We start from the raw sequence: 18,408 nt of genomic DNA, 5'->3' as shown, positions 1-18,408 counted from the left end.
AATTTATTAAAATCAAATAATTTGATTTCAGTTAATTAGTATTAAATTACTAATTAGTTTGATAAAATATTAAGTTTTAAGTTGATAATTTTTAGTTAAATAACAAACAGAAAACCAGTATTAATTAAAACTGGTTTTTATTTGAACTACTTAACTTCAACAATAGCACCAACGGCTTTTAACGTTGCTTCGTGTTCTGTTGCTTTTGCTGTATCAATATTTTCTAAAATCTTTTGTGGTCCTGTTGCTAATGCATCAACCATTTTTTTAGCATCCATTAAAGACGTTGTACCACCAACAATTGCCTTAACTGCTTTAATAACATCAACTTTTTTGTCTCCTACTTCTTTTAGGATTACAGAAACTGTTGATGGTTTTGTTGCTTCTTCTTTAGCTGCTGCTGGTGCAGAAGCAACTGCTGCAGTTACTCCAAAAGTTGTTTCAATTAATTCAACTAATTCTTTTAATTGAACTGCTGTCATTGTTTTAACATGTTCAATAATTTGTTTATTTGTAATATTTTCCATTATTTTTTCCTCCATATTTTTTTTATTTAATAAGTGTTAATTATGCGTTTTCTTTTTGTTGGGCTACTGCTTTAATTGCTAAAGCCAAATTGCGAACTGGTGCTTGTAAACAAGAAGCTAACATTGAAATTAATTCTAATTTTAATGGTAATGAAGCTATTTTTTGTAACTCAATTTGGTCAATAACTTTCCCTTCAAAAATGCCACCTCTTAATACTAATAATTTATTAATTTTAGCATAATTAGAAACTATTTTAGCTGTTTCTAAGTCGTTTTCAAATCCAAAGATAAAACCATTTGGGCCAACTAAACTACTTTCAAGCGATGAATATTCTTTTTTTAAAGCACGAGCAACTAAATTATTCTTATAAATAGTGAATGTTGCACCTTTAGCTCTTAATTCCTTACGTAAAGAACTAATTTCTTCAACATTCATACCTTGATATTGTACAACAATTGTTGTTTTTGAATCATTAATTTGCTTAGCAATTAAATCAATAGTTTTTTGTTTTTCAACCATTGCTGGGCGCATAAGTACACCTCCTTATTATTCTGAAATAACTAGCAATAAGTAGTAAATAAAACTCGGAGCAAAACCGAGTAAATCACATGCATATATAATGATGGAAATTACCTGAGCAACATAATTAAGACAAAAGTCCGTTGCTGTCTTTGGCTTATTCTAGCTTGTATATTATATGATATATATATATTAAAATCAAGAAAAATTTACAAAAGATTAAATAAATAATTTTTTACTATATATCTTTTAAGTTATAAATACTATTTTTAATAACATAAATGCTAATTTCATCAATATCTTAATTAAAATTAAAAAAATTGTTTTCTTTATAACTGGTTACTGTTTTTACTACTAGAGTTTTTGCTTTCACTTGTTGAAGAAGATTCACTATTTATTTTTGATTTATCTAACTCAAGATTTTTACAAACTCTTTCTCTTCTTTCTGATTCATTTTTTTCTCCTCAAGCTTTATTTATTTTATCAGCATTTTTAGCATGTGCTTCTTGTTTTAATTTATTATTCTCAATAGATTTTCATGGCATAATTTATTATTCCTTTCACTTTTTGAATATTTTTTCTACCTTTAAATACTCAATAAAATTATATATTTTTTATTAAAAATATATAAAAAAATATATAAAAAATTATTCTTACTTAATTAAGTAAGAATAATTAAACTAATTATCGTTATATTTTAAAATGAATAACGTCGTTGTCTTACATTTGTAGAAGGTTGCATATTACCCATAGAATTAGCTTTATCTACATCAAACTGGTTTTCAACTGTAATTATATTATTTTCAACATTTATTATTGTTTTATCATTCATTAGTTCATTTATAGTTTTAAGTTTTCTACTATCCAGTTCTTGTTTTAATATATTAAATTGTGTTTCTAACTTAGTTTCTAATTTATCACTTGTTAAATCCTTAGATACTGATTTAACTTCTTTTTTTTCTTTTTCTTTTTTATCTTTATTATTTTTAAATATTTTATTATAAATTCATGATTCAACTTTTTTTGATGCAGTTGAAAAAACTGATGTAATTGCTTTAAAACCTCCACTAATAAAAACTGAAGCAATAGCAATATCAATCTTAATTGTTGCCACTACTGCAGCAGCCAAATAAGGAGCTAAAATCACAGGAAGCAAATTTGGAAGAACAGCAATAACAATAGTAATGACTAAAATAATAACCCAAACTTTTGACTCCGTTTTAGATGGCTTTGATTTTAATTCCATTTGTTCTTTTAATAATTCTTTAACTGGCATTGTACTAATATTATTTGCATTTTCTTTATCAATTAAACAAGTGCTTTTTTTATATTCTTCAATACTCTGGTACTTTTTAGTCTGTTTTCAAACTTCAACCTCATTTTTTTCATTATTATCAAAATATATTATTTCTTCAAAAATTGATTCATCATTATAAACTAAAGTTGTTATATAAAATATCTTATCTTCAATTGGAAAAATTTCTTCATAAATTTTTTGAACATTTTGACTTTTAATATTTCATTCTTTTTTTATTTCTTTTTTTAACTTAGAAATATTAGAAAATATTTCTAGTTTTTGCTCTTCAGTTAAATTTTCTTCATCAATTTTTCTTTGTAGTTCTATTCTTCTATTAATATTTTCTTTTAATGATAACGGCATCCAATCATCACTATAACTATCTAGTTCATTATTTAAATTGCTTATAGTATTTTCTAATTCTTCAATTTTAGAATTATTTTTTTCAATATTATTATTCAATTCTTTTTTTATATTTCTTTGTTCTTCAATTTCTAATTCTTTATCTGATATTGTTTCTTTAAGCACAAAATATTCTCTAAATTCACTATCGGTTGTATTTTGTTTCTTAGTTTTATTTATTTCCATTTTTCTTTCTTTACGCTTTAAATCATCAAGTAATGGTTTAAGTTGAATAATTTCTAATTCAAAAAGATTTTCCCTAATAATAGTTAATTTTTTATTTAAATCATCATTTGTTCTTTTGACATCTTCTAATTGTTTTGTAAAATTAAAAATTTCTTCTCTAAGTTTACTTAATCTTTTGATCTTCTATAATTGTAAGACAATTATATTTATATTTATTTAAAACATTACTATCATTATTTGCTTCATTTAAACTATGGCCGAATAAAAAATTGGTATATTTTATAAAAAACACATGAGAGATAAAACTCTCATTTTTAATTGTTGAACAATTATAATTAATTATTTTATTAAACCAGCACTTTATTAAAGTAATTAATTATTACATAACTTAATAAAAAATTATTTAGGCTATTGTGCTGGAATTAACCAATAGTAATTTTTGTGTTGCTCTTTGAAAATTTCAGAAATTTTGGTTCCCTTCCCCTAGAACCCCTACCCTCCAAGGCTTTGCTACTTACAGTAGCATAAGCCTTACGTAGAGTAGTAGAAGTATTTAGTTAGTAGTATATAAGCCTTTTATCACTGTAGGTGATAAGGCTTATACGTAGAAGTAGAAAGGATTCATAATGATTAATGTTAATTTAGATATTAAAAATAAAGTAAGAGAAACAACTAAAGGTATGTTATTAGAAATTGGTGAATATGAAACATGATTTCCAATTAAAGATACTACTATTAATAAAAATAATAAAAAAATAACATTAAAAATAATTGAAGATTTTAATTATAAATTAGGTAAAAAATCAATTACAGAAAGTATTCAAAGCATTAAAGGTAGTGAAATTTTAAAATATATTAAAAATATTTCTGATATTACTACTACTGAAAATGAATTAATATCTTGTGAATTTTATGAAGAATATAATGGTTATTATATTTTTAAAAATAATAATAATCAAGAATGTTTTAAATATAACATTACATGAGAACAAGATATGAAAAGTTTTAAAATAAATAATCCATATAATCATAATGATTTAGCAATAAATTATATTGTTACACCAATGAAAGATATAAATACTCATAATGAAAAAATATTTTATTTAAAGTATTAAAGGAAATTAATATGTTATTAAATGTTGAAAAAATAGAATTAATAAAAAATTTATGTAATGAAAAATTACTTAAAAATAAAAAATATATTGAAATACAAGAAATATTAAAAATTATAGAAAGAGAGTAAAAATGGAAGAAATAGATAATATAGATAATTTAGAAATACAAGAAGATAATAAAGAATTACAAAATAAATTATTAAAAGAACAAATTGAATTAATTGAAGAGCAAAAAGAATTTTATAAAAAATCATGAAAAAGTAGAATTATATTTTTAACAATTGGAATAATTATTATGATTTTAACATTAATAATTATTGCTTCTAAATATTCTTAATTAAAGGAGTTAATATAAATGATTAATTTAAAAGAAGATAAAAGAATATATTTAAAATATGAAGAAATTGAAGAAATATTTGGTTCATGTGATATTTGTCATAAAAATTCATCATTTGCAAATAGAACTTGTAATAAATGTTTTTGAATATTAATAGGTAGAAAAAATGAAATGTAATATTCATAATGAAAAATATATTTGAATTAGTGAAATAGATAATAGTTATTATTGTAATAAATGTATTAATGAAATGATTGAAGAAGATATGTATTTAACAAGTAATAATTGAGATTACTTATATGAATATTATATTAATGAATTACAATTAGAAAATTTTAAAGGAGTGTAATAATATGCAAAATAAAGATTTTCAAGATATCAAAAATGATTTACAAATATTTTTTAAAGATATTGAAAATGGTAAATATGGTGAAAGAATTAAAGAATTATTTATAAATGAAGAAAGTAGTGAATAAAAATGGTAGCAGCTCCAAAAAAGAAACCAGAAGATTTAATAATTAAACAAATTATTATTAGACTTACTAAAAGTGACCATTATGAATTAAAAAAACTTTGTGTAAAAAAAGAAATTACTATTAATAATTTTGTAAGAGATTTAATTAAAAATGAAATAAATAGAAAGAGTGATAAATAATGAATAATTTATATAAAAAAATACTTAAATTACAATTAGAAATTGGTAATACACCAAAAAATGGTTTTAATACTCATGGTAATTATAAATATTGATTATTAAGTGATATTTTTAATAAATTAAAAGTACTATGCAGAGAATTAAATATACTTATTTTACATTCAGATATTTCAGAAAATATTAATATAAATAAAATAGAAAATATTAAAGAATTTATGGACAAAAATAATAATAAAATACAAAATGTAACAAAAGAAATAGAAGTTTCATATCAAAAAAAATATTCAATTATTGATTTAGATAATATAGAATTTAGAGAAGATTTTAATATTTTTGCTTGTGCTAAAAATACAGATATAGCAAAAGCAAAAGGTAGTGCAGAAACTTATGCTTATAGATATTTTTTAATGAATTTACTTTTATTAAGTGAAGATGAACTTGACCCAGATAATGATAGTGTTAATTTAATTCAAAATAATAATAAACAACAAAATAATTATATTAATAATAATGTAAAAATACAAAATGAAAAATGAGAACCAAGTGAAAAACAATTAGATTATTTTGAAAAATATATGATTACAAATACAGTTTTATTTGATGAATGTATAAGAGAAGATATGGAAAGATTAAATCCAATTAATAATAAAGATTTTTTAATATTAATGGGTGAAAATTATTTAAAAGTATTATTTGATAAATTTAAAGAAATTCGTGAAAGATTTAAAAATTTAAAAAATAATAATAAAAATGAATATAGAAATTATGAATAAATGTAAATATTGTAATAAAAAAATTTGATTAACTAATTATTGATGTATGAATTGTTTAGCAATATTAGTTATGAATTTAAATAAAAATAAGGAGAATAAATAATGACTAATTATTTACTTTCAATTGACCCAAGTATTAAAAATACTGGATTTACATTATGAGAAAAAGTATATAAATATGATAAAAATTTAAATTATTGACCTACTAGAGAATATGTATATTGTGAAATTCATAATGATGAAAATGCTTCTTTAAAAATTATTAAAGAATGTAAAAATTGTTATAAAAATGAAATAATTTGAAAACCAATATTAATAACTAGTTATTGTTTTAAAAAATATGATAATTGTAATTTTTTTAATGAAATTGAAGATAAAATTGATGATTATTGTTTTCTTGATGATTTTGATTTAATTATTGAACGTGGTACTTTTCATAGTAAAAATGGTATTGGTTATGAAACTCAAGAACATTTACGTGGTTTTATTGCTGGACAATTTAATAAATTATTAACAAAAGATATGTTAATAAGTAATACAGAATGATGAGCATATTATGAAGAAAATTATAAAGAAATAATAGAAATATTAACACATGAAATTATGAATAATTTTATTAAAGAAAATAATATTAAAAATATAAATATTAATAAAAAAATATATAAAAAATGAATAATTTATCTTAAAAAAGAATTATCTTTTAAATTAGCAAATTATTTAAAAGATAATTATAATTGAGAACCTATTATTAATAATCATGATGAAGCAGATAGTTTATTAATTGGTTGATATTATTTAAATAAGGAGAATAAATAATGAAAATTTTTATAATAATTTGAATGATATTGATTTATTCTTTTACAATTTCCTTACCTATTTTATATGGATTAAATATTATTGGTTTAATAGTATTTATATTAAATTTTATAGTAATGATATTAAATGATATTTTACCTATACTTTGATTAAAACTAATAAAGGAGAATAAATAATGTTTATGAATTTTAAATTTAAAAAAATAACAAAAATTAATAAATTGTTAGATGAAAGAGCTTCTTTTTTACATATGTATTTACTTTATAGTAATGAACAAATAAAAAAAGATGTAACTATTATTTATTTAAATAATTATTTAAATAAATTAAATAAGGAGTAAATAATGACTAAACGTGAATTTTTAATTAAATGAAAAGTAGATAAAGAATTTAAACATTATGATATTAAATTACATTATGTTGGTATAAATTGTTTAATTTTAAACCATAGATATGATGAGTATGATTATAAATTTGATTTTGTAAGAGATGATATTGATAATTATATTGAATTATTAAATGATTATAAAAATATTGAATGAAATAATAACTAAGTTATCTATATTTAATATAGAAAATATGATATAATTAATAAAGATAAATTACTCATTCCTAAATAATTTCTCTTTTTTTATTGTTTTAATTTATAATATTAAATATAAAAAAATAAAGGTGGTTAAAAATGAAAAGATATTTTATCTTTGGAATAGCTAATAAAACAAAAGATAAAATAATACATGAAATTGCTTTTAATCGTTCAAGAAATTTAATGTCAAAAAAAAGGTAAAAATACAGTTATTATTCATACTAATAATTATTCAGATATAAAAGTAAATATTGGTGAAATAAAAATTAATTTTGATAAAGAATTTCATGAAAATTTATTAAAAATAGTAACTGAAGCAGTATATTTAGTTAAAGAAACTCATACTTCTTATGGAATGGAAAAATGTGATTACAGAGAAAGAGATAAAGGTGGAATAAGTTCTACATTATATAGTTTAACTACAATATGGTATCATAATAGAAAAAATATTGATATATTAGACTTAGCAATTGATTTATTAATAAGAATATGTACAGGACATTTAATTTTCAATGGAAATAAAAGATTATCTGTAATTACATGTAGTATATTTTTAAATTCAATGGGATTATATTTAAAATGAAGTAGTGAAACACATGCTTATTTAAAATATTGAGAAGATTTAATGACAAATATTGCAGATAATAAATATGGAAAAGATATAAAGGAAATAAAAGAAAATAAAGAACTTAATATTAAAAATTTATTTTTAAATTCTATAATGATAAGTAATAAATGAATTTGACAATAAATTATTTAAAAAATGATATAATATATACACATATAAAAGTAAATAGGTGGTTTTAATGACAAAAAGAAAACAATTTAAATATAATGAAAAAATAATACAAAATGCAGTTAAAAATGCTTATGAAGATGAAAAATTAATTAAAATAGTAAAAAAATTAGAAAAAAAATAAAAGTTGGGAATGTTTAGTAATCTGTGTGACTTACAAAAATAACTATGTTTAATTAATTCTAGTAAATATAATTTATATATCTAGAAAGAGTGAGTTACAGATGGCTAAAAAAGATAATCTTAATAACAATGATCCAATATCAAAAGCAGTAGATTTATTATTAGAAAATACTGAGGATTTAACAACAGTTTTTAAAGAGGGAGGCTTATATAAAGAATTAACTAAACGATTGGTAGAAAAAATGTTGAATTCTGAGATGCAAAATTATTTAGGACACGAAAGAAATCAACGCAGTAATAATGACAATGTTCGTAATGGTACAACATCAAAAAAATTAATAACTCAACAAGGTAAAATTGAAATTGATGTACCAAGAGATCGTAATAGTAATTTTGAACCAGTAATAATCACAAAAAGACAGAGAAGATTTGATGGTTTTGATCAACAAGTTCTTTCACTATATGCAAAAGGTATGACTTTATCAGATATTAGAATGCAGTTGCAAGAGTTATATGATGGCGCAGATATTAGCGAAAGCGTAATTAGTCAAATTACTGATGATGTCATTGATGATGTCAAAGCATGGCAAAATCGTCCATTAGATAGTGTTTATCCAATCATTTATTTTGATTGTATCGTAGTTAAAGTACGTCAGGATAAACGTATTATTAACAAATCAGTTTATATAGCTTTAGGAGTTGATTTAGAAGGTAAAAAAGATGTTTTAGGTTTATGAATTAGTGAAAATGAAGGTGCTAAATTCTGATTAAATAATTTTACAGAAATGAAAAATCGAGGCTTAAATGATATTCTTATTGCTTGTAGTGATAATTTAACAGGCATGTCAGAGGCAATACAATCAGTTTATCCTAAAACTGAACATCAATTATGCATAGTTCATCAAATTAGAAATAGCTTAAAATATGTTTCATACAAACATCGAAAGTCTCTAGTTATCGATTTAAAGCCAATTTATACAGCATGTAGTGAAGAACAAGCAATGCAAGCTTTAGAATCATTTGAAAGTAAATGAAATAAACAATATCCACAAATTGCTAAATCTTGATATAAAAATTGAGAAAATTTAATGGTTTTTATTAGTTATCCAGCAGAAATTAAAAGGGTAATTTATACTACAAATGCTATTGAATCTGTTAATAGCCAATTACGAAAAGTTATTAGAAATAAAAAAGTTTTTCCTAATGATATGGCAGTTTTTAAAATTTTTTACTTAGCAATTGAAAATATCACAAAAAAATGAACATTGCCTATTCAAAATTGAAATACAGCAATTGCTCATTTTATGATAAAATTTGAAGACAGAATTAATCTGAACTAGTACTTTGTAAAACAAAGAAACACAGATTACTAAAAAGCCTCTAAAAGTTACCAATTAAGGTAACTTTTTAATTAGGTGCCAACCTAATTATATAACTAATATAACAGTGAAATTATATACTTATCTTTCTCTATAACCCTTGATAAGTATTATAGTATATTATACATTAATATTTAAGATTGTGGGGAAATATTATTTTGTTTAGATTTTGATAATATATTTATACCTCAAATTAAGCCAAAAACATTTAAAGAAATAAATAAAAAAATTAAACCAACATACTTATTTCTATGACATAAATCATGACCTTTAAATGCAATTAATAATAATAGTACTATTCCAAACATTACTGAAAGTATTATTACATCTGCTAATCATAGTTCAATCATATTTAATCTTTTCCATATCATAATAATTTAAATAATTATAATTATATACTATTTTTATCTTGCATTTAAAATTATTTTATAAATACTTGCTACTTCTTGATTTGTATATATTTTAGCATAAGAATTTTGACCAAAATCTATAATAGTTTCTACATAGCTTTTACAAGGTGTAACAAAAATATTAATTTTTCAATTTAAATTATTGTTTGAATTACTTAATATATCAAATCCAATAGGATTATTATTACTAATTTTGGCTTCAGTACCAGCAATTACTGTGAATTCATAAGTTACTAAATTATATTGTGATTTATTACCTTGATAATAAGCATAAGCATATCCAGAAGAATGACTCCCAATTTTACCTTTTTCAAAATGTTTCTTTTTATCAATATTAGGTATTGACTTTGAAAATATTAAATCATTTAAATTAATCTCAATTGAACTATTTAATTCTTTTGCCGGATTAAAACTTTCTTTGGTATCATAACCAGCACCATGTTTATCACTTACAGAGTTTACATTATAATTATAATAAATAGTTACTGATTTATAAAATCTTTTTAAATCATTAAAAGTATTAATTAATAATGTAGAGTCTAATTTTGATTTAATATCTATATCTATATTTTTAGAAACTGCACTATTATTATTAAATCATTCATCAGTATTATCAGTAATAGAATTATTAGGAGTTGTTACTAATGGTATATCTTTATAATTTAATTCTGCTTTTAAATCTGGAATAATAATTATTGATTTTGCTATATTTTGTGGACTTGGTGGTAATATTTTTGCTGGATAACTAAAAGTAGTTTCTTCACTTTCTTCATATTCATCATGATTTAATTTATATAAAGTAGTTCAATTAAAAGCATTACCAGTTAAATAACCCATATTATTATAACGAAATTGTGCAATTGATATTTCATTATAATCACCTTGATAACTAAAAGGATTATCACTATAAAATGTATGTCTTTCTTCACCTTGATGTAAACTTTGTGTAACAATTGTATGAATAATATAAGCATAATTTGACCCATCAATAACTCCATTACTTGTCGGATTTCATTGACATTCAGTATCTTCATTAGTTAATGGTGAAGCAATATCTAAAAATTCTGTATCTTCTGCCATTATATATACTTTATCATCTATTATATGATTAAAAATTTCTTTTGTTTTCTTTTGTGATAAATCAACTGTACTTATTTGTTCTTTTACTTCTAACTTTTTACCAGTTTTAGCATCTCATGGATAAACACTTACTCTATCACTTAATTTCATTGTCATAGCAGTTGTTGAAACATGTGAACCTAACATTTTACCTAATGCAAACTCACTTGAATTACTAAATACATTTAAAGGAATAAATCAATTATTATCATTATTACCAATAATACTTCATAAATTTGAAGCAAAAAATGCACTCATAAATCCATTAAAAAATGGCATATTTTTATATTGTTGAGAATTTTGAGTAATAATAAATCCTACTGGAATACCTAATGTTAAAGCATTTAATAATTTACCTACTAATGGAATTGAACTTAAAGCAAATGGTAATCATTGTACACTATCATAAGGCATTTGAATTAATGAACTAAAGGGAATGTTTAGTAATCTGTGTGACTTACAAAAATAACTATGTTTAATTAATTCTAGTAAATATAATTTATATATCTAGAAAGAGTGAGTTACAGATGGATAAAAAAGATAATCTTAATAACAATGATCCAATATCAAAAGCAGTAGATTTATTATTAGAAAATACTGAGGATTTAACAACAGTTTTTAAAGAGGGAGGCTTATATAAAGAATTAACTAAACGATTGGTAGAAAAAATGTTGAATTCTGAGATGCAAAATTATTTAGGACACGAAAGAAATCAACGCAGTAATAATGACAATGTTCGTAATGGTACAACATCAAAAAAATTAATAACTCAACAAGGTAAAATTGAAATTGATGTACCAAGAGATCGTAATAGTAATTTTGAACCAGTAATAATCACAAAAAGACAGAGAAGATTTGATGGTTTTGATCAACAAGTTCTTTCACTATATGCAAAAGGTATGACTTTATCAGATATTAGAATGCAGTTGCAAGAGTTATATGATGGCGCAGATATTAGCGAAAGCGTAATTAGTCAAATTACTGATGATGTCATTGATGATGTCAAAGCATGGCAAAATCGTCCATTAGATAGTGTTTATCCAATCATTTATTTTGATTGTATCGTAGTTAAAGTACGTCAGGATAAACGTATTATTAACAAATCAGTTTATATAGCTTTAGGAGTTGATTTAGAAGGTAAAAAAGATGTTTTAGGTTTATGAATTAGTGAAAATGAAGGTGCTAAATTCTGATTAAATAATTTTACAGAAATGAAAAATCGAGGCTTAAATGATATTCTTATTGCTTGTAGTGATAATTTAACAGGCATGTCAGAGGCAATACAATCAGTTTATCCTAAAACTGAACATCAATTATGCATAGTTCATCAAATTAGAAATAGCTTAAAATATGTTTCATACAAACATCGAAAGTCTCTAGTTATCGATTTAAAGCCAATTTATACAGCATGTAGTGAAGAACAAGCAATGCAAGCTTTAGAATCATTTGAAAGTAAATGAAATAAACAATATCCACAAATTGCTAAATCTTGATATAAAAATTGAGAAAATTTAATGGTTTTTATTAGTTATCCAGCAGAAATTAAAAGGGTAATTTATACTACAAATGCTATTGAATCTGTTAATAGCCAATTACGAAAAGTTATTAGAAATAAAAAAGTTTTTCCTAATGATATGGCAGTTTTTAAAATTTTTTACTTAGCAATTGAAAATATCACAAAAAAATGAACATTGCCTATTCAAAATTGAAATACAGCAATTGCTCATTTTATGATAAAATTTGAAGACAGAATTAATCTGAACTAGTACTTTGTAAAACAAAGAAACACAGATTACTAAAAAGCCTCAATTTATTTCTTGTTTATCTACTATTAAAATCAAATCATAATTACCAGCACCAAAAATACCACTAATTTCAATCCGATTTAAGTTATTAATCGGATTTTCAATTTGTAATTCGAATTCAATATCATTATCAATTTGTGAAATTTCTTTATAAAATTCTAACTTAGAAAATAATTGTGATTTATTTGAACCATATAAATTTAAAGCATTTAAAATGTTTGTTTTATCAATAATTGCTCTTGTAAAATATTTTCCATATTCACCATTTCCTAATGTTCAATCAGCAGGAATTAATGATGGTATATTATTACTTTCTAATTCATTTGTTATGGATAATCAGTTAAATTGATTATCATCTAATTTAAATAATTCATTTTGACTAATATCATTATTTTTTAATTTAATGTTATTAACATTTGTAAAATCAAAATATGCAGATTTTAATATTACTTTTACATCCTTATACTGTCAAATTTTATCTTTGGTTGGATGTATTGGACTTGATTTTAATTCAAAGTAATATGGTAATAAAATTTTATTATCATCATTTAATCCTTTATTTATCGATAAAGATGAATAAATATATTTTGATAACATAATAAATACTTGTTTAAATATTTGCATTTGTGGTAAATTTACATAATTTGGATAATCTAATTCTCATTGTTTAAATAAATTAGTAATTACTTCATCGGGTTTTTGTCCTTCAAATTTTGCACGTAAAATTGCTATATCATTTAATGGTTTTCCATTTTTATCATTATATGTAGCACCTTCAAAATTTCTATTATAGTTATATGTATAACTTAGCATATCTAATAATAGTTGTTGTAAACTATCATTAGTTGGTGCATCTTTAATTTCTATTTCAATATCATCAAATCTATTATTAGTTGCAACATATTGATAAAATTGACTTTCACCCGCAAAATTTCAAACTTCTTTATCTTTTAATTCTTTTTGTTTTTTTAATGGTCACTTACCATCTCAAACAGTTCCCATTTCATATCCTAATCAAGCATGTGTAACTCTTGCGTTTTTAATTATTTCTTTTCTTGTTTCAGTTCCGCCACCAATAGCAATTAAATCTAAAACTGATTTTTCTTGTCCTATAAATTGTTTTGCTAAATTTCAAGGTAATATTTGTTGGTGGTTAGCCCTAAATACTGGACCACTTTTGGATAGACAGTTTTAAATTTTTATTTGTGAAATTGGTGGTTTTAGAAATTTAGAATGTATTCTTTCGTAATTATAAAACATAATATATTGGTTTACATCATTTATAGCTTCATTGAGAGAAAAATATTGATTTGAACCTTTAGGTAGTCATTCTTGAGATAAATGAGAAAATCAGTTTTCAGATATTACATTGCCACCAATATCATAAGGTTGTTTTTTGCTTAAAATTATTTGCTTATCAGCAGCTCAATTTGTGATGTCTTGACAATAAAATTCGTTGGCGTTATCTGAGTGTAAAATAACGTTTTTTACTTGGTTTCAAGAGAATTGTTGATTTATTTTTTCAAGTGCAGGAAGGATTAAATCTTGATAGGATTTGTTTGAACATGTATTATAGCTTACAATATTATTTGAATAAAAATCAATAATTATAAAAAGAGAGGCTTTTTAGTAATCTGTGTTTCTTTGTTTTACAAAGTACTAGTTCAGATTAATTCTGTCTTCAAATTTTATCATAAAATGAGCAATTGCTGTATTTCAATTTTGAATAGGCAATGTTNGATTTTCAAATTTTGCTCTTAATTTAGCAATATCTCAATCTACATTTTTTTGGTCAAATGATACACCATCAAAATTTCTATTATAAGTATATGTATATGTATAAGTTAACATATCTAATAATACTTTTTGTAAACTATCAACTGTTGGTGCATCTTGTATTTCAACTTCAATATCATCAAATTTATTATTAGTTGCAACATATTGAAAAAATTGACTTTTACCCACAAAATCTCAAACTTCTTTATCTTTTAATTCTTTTTGTTTTTTTAATGGTCATTTTCCATCATAAATAGTACCAAATTCATATCCTAATCAAGCATGAGTTATTCTTGCATTTTTTATAACTTCTTTTCTTGTTACAGTACCACTACTAATTTTAATTAAATCTAAAACTGATTTTTCTTGTCCTATAAATTGTTTTGCTAAATTTCAAGGTAATATTTGTTCACTAAATCATTGTTGTAATATTCTAACTTTTGGTTGAGTTTCAATAGGCATTGATAATAGCGGAAATGCTATCTTATGTTTGACAAATAACTTTGGGTATACTTCCATATTGTCAACTCCACCAAGTACCTTTATATTGCCAAAAATCATGCTTCTAGGGGCTTTAATTTTTAAACCAGTTACTTTGGTATCTTTATCTAATGGTTTTTGTAATTTAATAATAATTGGATAACCATCTCTTGTTTTAAAATCTTTAATTTTAATAATAGTTATACTTTTAGTACTTCTTGTTTTTAGATTTTGATAAGGTTGTGAATAGTTATTAATAATATATAAATTATCAATATTATTTTCAGTTAATGGTTCATTTATACTAACTGCATATAACTTAAATTGATTTAATAAATTTATTTCTTGAAATATTAAATTTTTAATATCAGTAATACTATATTCAATAGTATTATCATTAATGTTTGTACTTGCTCTTTGATTTAATTGCATAGTAAAGTCTGATGTTTTAACAGCAATAGTTTTTAATACTTTATCAATATCAATAAAACGAATTTTAATAGTATTTGCTGAAAATCTTAAACTATTATTTTCATTATTTTTAAATAAACGTTCAATTTCATAAATATAAATTGTTCTTTTTTTAAATTCATCGTATGCTCTATTAATATCTGGGTCACTAGTAGCTCTCATCATATTAGTAAAATCATAAGGAATATTATCAATTAAATAATCATTTTCTACTTCCGCTTGATTAATTTTAGTTTGCTTCTGTTTCTGTGGAAACTTCGTTTGTGGTTTGTTGTTGTTGTTTTCCATTGTTCTCTCCTATTAATTGGTTATTTTCGGGATTAAATAATTTTAATTTAACTGTTAAATTATTAATTTCTTGTTCATCATTAATATTAAATGTTTTACTATTTAATAAATCTTTATCTAAACGTACTAATATTTGAATAAATTTAAGAATATCAATATTAAATTGTCATAATTTTTGTTGAATATAATTAATAGTTGAAATATTTACTGCTGTACTTTCGGGAACTGATTGTTGTGCTGATTTCTTTTGACTTGGTATATGAATACCACAACGTTTAAATATTTCATTAACATTTCAATCGTATATATCAGTTAAATTTTTACCTTTAAAATTACTATTTGTCATATTGATATTTTCGTTTTGTTCATTATTATCTCCACCACTTTTAAATATGTAGTTTTTAGTAACTAATGTTCTTACTGCTTCTTCTAATGTTGATTGAACATTACCATAAGTTTGACTAAATATAAATTTAGGTGAATTTAAAATGGTATCTAAAACAATTTGTTCATAAATAACATCTAATGCTTTAATTTTATCCATTACTTTATTACAATCTGCTAGCTCATTTGCTTTATTTCTCATAATTGCTATTGGTATATAGTTAATATTTAGTGTTTGTTCTTGTGCTAAATTAGGGTTATTAATGAATGATTTAAAATCTAATGGAAATTGTTTTTTATTATCACTAGTACTATAAATTGCACGATTAATAGTTACTTGTTCATTATTTAATGTATAAATTTCAAATAATCTTACATTTTGTGCATTTTGTTGATAACTATCATAAAAAAATAGTACATTGAATTAATTTACCAGTAATATCATAAACTCTTTGTTGGATATCTACTACTTGAAAATATACATCATCATTAGCAATAAAAATTAAATAACCACTAATTCCTAATTTACTTAATTTAAAAATTGAATTTCAATTTTTTCTATAAAATTCTTGTTGAATTAAATACTGTTTAATAGTTTCATTATTAATATCTAATGGAGCATTATATAAATTAGCATTATTTTCTGCTACAAAATCAGTAAAATAAGTTTCATGGTTAAAATCATTAAAACCAAAATAACTTAAAATAGAAGCATGTGTACTTTTACCTTTTAAAAAAGTTAATTTAGTTTTTTCTTGTTTGTCATTGGTATTTGTTTTATCTTTTCTTGGTCAAAGAGATTTCATATTATTTCTCCTTTCTAAAATATTTCATTAATTTTTAATACAATTTTTACTATAATAAATATAATTAAACCTGCCGTTGCTGAAGATAAAAGAACTCCAATTAAACCTAAAATAATTTTTATAATTTTAAAAAACATAATATTATTCTTGCAATTCTTCTAATTTTAAAAGTTGGCCAAATCTTGTAGGGTCACTAACGATAGCAATGGTATCATTTTGCATTTGTAAAGAAATTACTATTCTATCATTAACTTTATCTCAATACAAAGATTGAATATCAGGATTTAACTCACCATATAAAAATTCTTTACACATAAAAGCAAATTTTTTACTACTTGTTTGGCTTTCAAAATTATAATAAATTTTATATTTAGTATTTGATTTAAAAGTATATTTAATATGATTTATATTAACTTTTGTTCCTACTTCTTTTCAATTACCATTATTTATCATTTTCTTTTCATCATCAATTAATTCTTTTTGTATTTTTACAAAATCACCTTCAAGTTTTCAAACACGTTTATGTAATTCATTAATAGAATCAATTACAGCTTTACTTGTAGTTTCTAATTCTTTAATATAAGCACTTCTTAAAATATTTAAAACAAAATCAACTTTTACAACAAATTTATTTTCTTGTATAGTAAAAACATTACTATCAAATAATGGTTCTAATTTATCAATAGTTAAATTAAAATCTTTATCTTTAAGTTCATTAATAGCACCAACAATAGTTTTATTAGTAGTTTCTAAATTATGAATTTCTTGACCAATAGCATTTAATTGAAATGCTATTGGAAACATTGCTTTTGTATCTTCTAATTTTTTATCTACTTCTGGTTTTGTATAATAATTATTTGGGTCAACTCCACCATCAGTAGCACTAATTTTATTATTTTCATCAATAGTTATATTAGTACCCGCAATTAATTTATCTTGTTTTTTATCTAATAAATTATTAGTTTCTAGTTTTGTGTAATAATCACGTTCAGTACCTTCTTCTGCTATAAATTCAGTTGGTGTATCTATTCCTTGATATNTTACTACTTGTTTGGCTTTCAAAATTATAATAAATTTTATATTTAGTATTTGATTTAAAAGTATATTTAATATGATTTATATTAACTTTTGTTCCTACTTCTTTTCAATTACCATTATTTATCATTTTCTTTTCATCATCAATTAATTCTTTTTGTATTTTTACAAAATCACCTTCAAGTTTTCAAACACGTTTATGTAATTCATTAATAGAATCAATTACAGCTTTACTTGTAGTTTCTAATTCTTTAATATAAGCACTTCTTAAAATATTTAAAACAAAATCAACTTTTACAACAAATTTATTTTCTTGTATAGTA

21 protein-coding genes and 1 other annotated feature are annotated in these 18,408 nt (G+C 22.2%); of the genes, 13 read left to right on the top strand and 8 right to left on the bottom strand.

The annotated features are described in order from the left end of the window. Nucleotides 1-146 precede the first annotated feature (146 nt). The 4 genes from rplL to SPIRDC1_RS09455 all read right to left on the bottom strand — a co-directional run bounded on the left by rplL (nucleotide 147) and on the right by SPIRDC1_RS09455 (nucleotide 2,932). On the bottom strand, nucleotides 147-527 hold the full coding sequence (rplL, locus tag SPIRDC1_RS09470) for a 50S ribosomal protein L7/L12 (RefSeq protein ID WP_174481584.1): 381 nt from the start codon (nucleotides 525-527) through the stop codon (nucleotides 147-149). Between the two features lie 40 nt (nucleotides 528-567). Then, nucleotides 568-1,059: a 50S ribosomal protein L10 gene (rplJ, locus tag SPIRDC1_RS09465; RefSeq protein WP_174481583.1), complete on the bottom strand. Its 492-nt coding sequence runs from the start codon at nucleotides 1,057-1,059 to the stop codon at nucleotides 568-570. Nucleotides 1,060-1,095: 36 nt separating this feature from the next. Continuing rightward, nucleotides 1,096-1,221, bottom strand: a sequence feature (ribosomal protein L10 leader region). 155 nt (nucleotides 1,222-1,376) lie between these two features. Then, nucleotides 1,377-1,592: a hypothetical protein gene (locus SPIRDC1_RS09460; protein WP_174481582.1), complete on the bottom strand. Its 216-nt coding sequence runs from the start codon at nucleotides 1,590-1,592 to the stop codon at nucleotides 1,377-1,379. Nucleotides 1,593-1,744: 152 nt separating this feature from the next. Further along, nucleotides 1,745-2,932, bottom strand: a complete 1,188-nt coding sequence (locus SPIRDC1_RS09455) for a coiled-coil domain-containing protein (protein WP_174481581.1) — start codon at nucleotides 2,930-2,932, stop codon at nucleotides 1,745-1,747. Between the two features lie 626 nt (nucleotides 2,933-3,558). Here SPIRDC1_RS09455 and SPIRDC1_RS09450 point away from each other — a divergent pair. From SPIRDC1_RS09450 to SPIRDC1_RS09400, 12 genes are all read left to right on the top strand, one after another. Further along, a complete protein-coding gene (locus SPIRDC1_RS09450; protein WP_174481580.1) occupies nucleotides 3,559-4,047 on the top strand; it encodes a hypothetical protein in 489 nt (162 codons plus the stop codon). A gap of 130 nt (nucleotides 4,048-4,177) precedes the next feature. Beyond that, entirely contained in the window at nucleotides 4,178-4,384 is a 207-nt protein-coding gene (locus SPIRDC1_RS09445) for a hypothetical protein (RefSeq protein WP_174481579.1), read from the top strand. 18 nt (nucleotides 4,385-4,402) lie between these two features. Continuing rightward, nucleotides 4,403-4,561 carry a hypothetical protein gene (locus SPIRDC1_RS09440; RefSeq protein WP_174481578.1) on the top strand — a complete coding sequence of 53 codons (159 nt, stop codon included), beginning with the start codon at nucleotides 4,403-4,405 and terminating at the stop codon, nucleotides 4,559-4,561. Next, entirely contained in the window at nucleotides 4,551-4,733 is a 183-nt protein-coding gene (locus SPIRDC1_RS09435) for a hypothetical protein (protein WP_174481577.1), read from the top strand. The genes SPIRDC1_RS09440 and SPIRDC1_RS09435 overlap by 11 nt, the downstream gene beginning before the upstream one ends. A gap of 4 nt (nucleotides 4,734-4,737) precedes the next feature. Then, nucleotides 4,738-4,860 (top strand): hypothetical protein, encoded by a 123-nt coding sequence (locus SPIRDC1_RS10400; RefSeq protein WP_255496437.1) that lies wholly within the window; start codon nucleotides 4,738-4,740, stop codon nucleotides 4,858-4,860. A 2-nt stretch (nucleotides 4,861-4,862) separates the two neighbouring features. Further along, nucleotides 4,863-5,039, top strand: coding sequence for a hypothetical protein (locus tag SPIRDC1_RS09430; RefSeq protein ID WP_174481576.1), 177 nt, complete (start codon nucleotides 4,863-4,865; stop codon nucleotides 5,037-5,039). Further along, nucleotides 5,039-5,812 carry an ERF family protein gene (locus SPIRDC1_RS09425; protein ID WP_174481575.1) on the top strand — a complete coding sequence of 258 codons (774 nt, stop codon included), beginning with the start codon at nucleotides 5,039-5,041 and terminating at the stop codon, nucleotides 5,810-5,812. Before SPIRDC1_RS09430 ends, SPIRDC1_RS09425 begins: the two co-directional genes overlap by 1 nt. 102 nt (nucleotides 5,813-5,914) lie before the next feature. Next, nucleotides 5,915-6,628, top strand: a complete 714-nt coding sequence (locus tag SPIRDC1_RS09420) for a hypothetical protein (RefSeq protein ID WP_174481574.1) — start codon at nucleotides 5,915-5,917, stop codon at nucleotides 6,626-6,628. Between the two features lie 175 nt (nucleotides 6,629-6,803). Beyond that, nucleotides 6,804-6,968, top strand: coding sequence for a hypothetical protein (locus tag SPIRDC1_RS09415; protein ID WP_174481573.1), 165 nt, complete (start codon nucleotides 6,804-6,806; stop codon nucleotides 6,966-6,968). A 3-nt stretch (nucleotides 6,969-6,971) separates the two neighbouring features. Then, entirely contained in the window at nucleotides 6,972-7,181 is a 210-nt protein-coding gene (locus SPIRDC1_RS09410) for a hypothetical protein (RefSeq protein WP_174481572.1), read from the top strand. A gap of 387 nt (nucleotides 7,182-7,568) precedes the next feature. Further along, nucleotides 7,569-7,964 carry a type II toxin-antitoxin system death-on-curing family toxin gene (locus SPIRDC1_RS09405; protein ID WP_174481571.1) on the top strand — a complete coding sequence of 132 codons (396 nt, stop codon included), beginning with the start codon at nucleotides 7,569-7,571 and terminating at the stop codon, nucleotides 7,962-7,964. Between the two features lie 269 nt (nucleotides 7,965-8,233). Then, on the top strand, nucleotides 8,234-9,472 hold the full coding sequence (locus tag SPIRDC1_RS09400; protein ID WP_174479940.1) for an IS256 family transposase: 1,239 nt from the start codon (nucleotides 8,234-8,236) through the stop codon (nucleotides 9,470-9,472). Nucleotides 9,473-9,915: 443 nt separating this feature from the next. Here SPIRDC1_RS09400 and SPIRDC1_RS09395 read toward each other — a convergent pair whose 3' ends face one another. Then, the gene (locus SPIRDC1_RS09395; protein WP_174481570.1) at nucleotides 9,916-11,454 is read right to left on the bottom strand and encodes a hypothetical protein; all 1,539 of its coding nucleotides are present in this window, start codon (nucleotides 11,452-11,454) and stop codon (nucleotides 9,916-9,918) included. A 113-nt stretch (nucleotides 11,455-11,567) separates the two neighbouring features. On the opposite strand from SPIRDC1_RS09395, the gene SPIRDC1_RS09390 reads away from it, so the two are divergent. Then, nucleotides 11,568-12,806, top strand: a complete 1,239-nt coding sequence (locus SPIRDC1_RS09390; RefSeq protein WP_174481569.1) for an IS256 family transposase — start codon at nucleotides 11,568-11,570, stop codon at nucleotides 12,804-12,806. Here the strand turns inward: SPIRDC1_RS09390 and SPIRDC1_RS09385 are convergent. From SPIRDC1_RS09385 to SPIRDC1_RS09370, 3 genes are all read right to left on the bottom strand, one after another. Further along, entirely contained in the window at nucleotides 12,699-13,847 is a 1,149-nt protein-coding gene (locus SPIRDC1_RS09385; RefSeq protein WP_174481568.1) for a hypothetical protein, read from the bottom strand. The two genes, SPIRDC1_RS09390 and SPIRDC1_RS09385, sit on opposite strands and share 108 nt — an antisense overlap. Nucleotides 13,848-15,801: 1,954 nt before the next feature. Beyond that, entirely contained in the window at nucleotides 15,802-16,446 is a 645-nt protein-coding gene (locus SPIRDC1_RS09375) for a hypothetical protein (protein ID WP_174481566.1), read from the bottom strand. Between the two features lie 196 nt (nucleotides 16,447-16,642). Beyond that, complete coding sequence (locus tag SPIRDC1_RS09370) at nucleotides 16,643-17,050, bottom strand: hypothetical protein (protein WP_174481565.1); 408 nt, start codon at nucleotides 17,048-17,050, stop codon at nucleotides 16,643-16,645. Nucleotides 17,051-18,408 lie beyond the last annotated feature (1,358 nt).

It is taken from the genome of Spiroplasma endosymbiont of Danaus chrysippus (genome assembly GCF_902809815.1).
Classification (GTDB): Bacteria; Bacillota_I; Bacilli_A; order Mycoplasmatales; family VBWQ01; genus Spiroplasma_E.
Note: the sequence above shows the minus strand (reverse complement) of the source record. Positions and strands in the feature narration are given on the sequence as shown.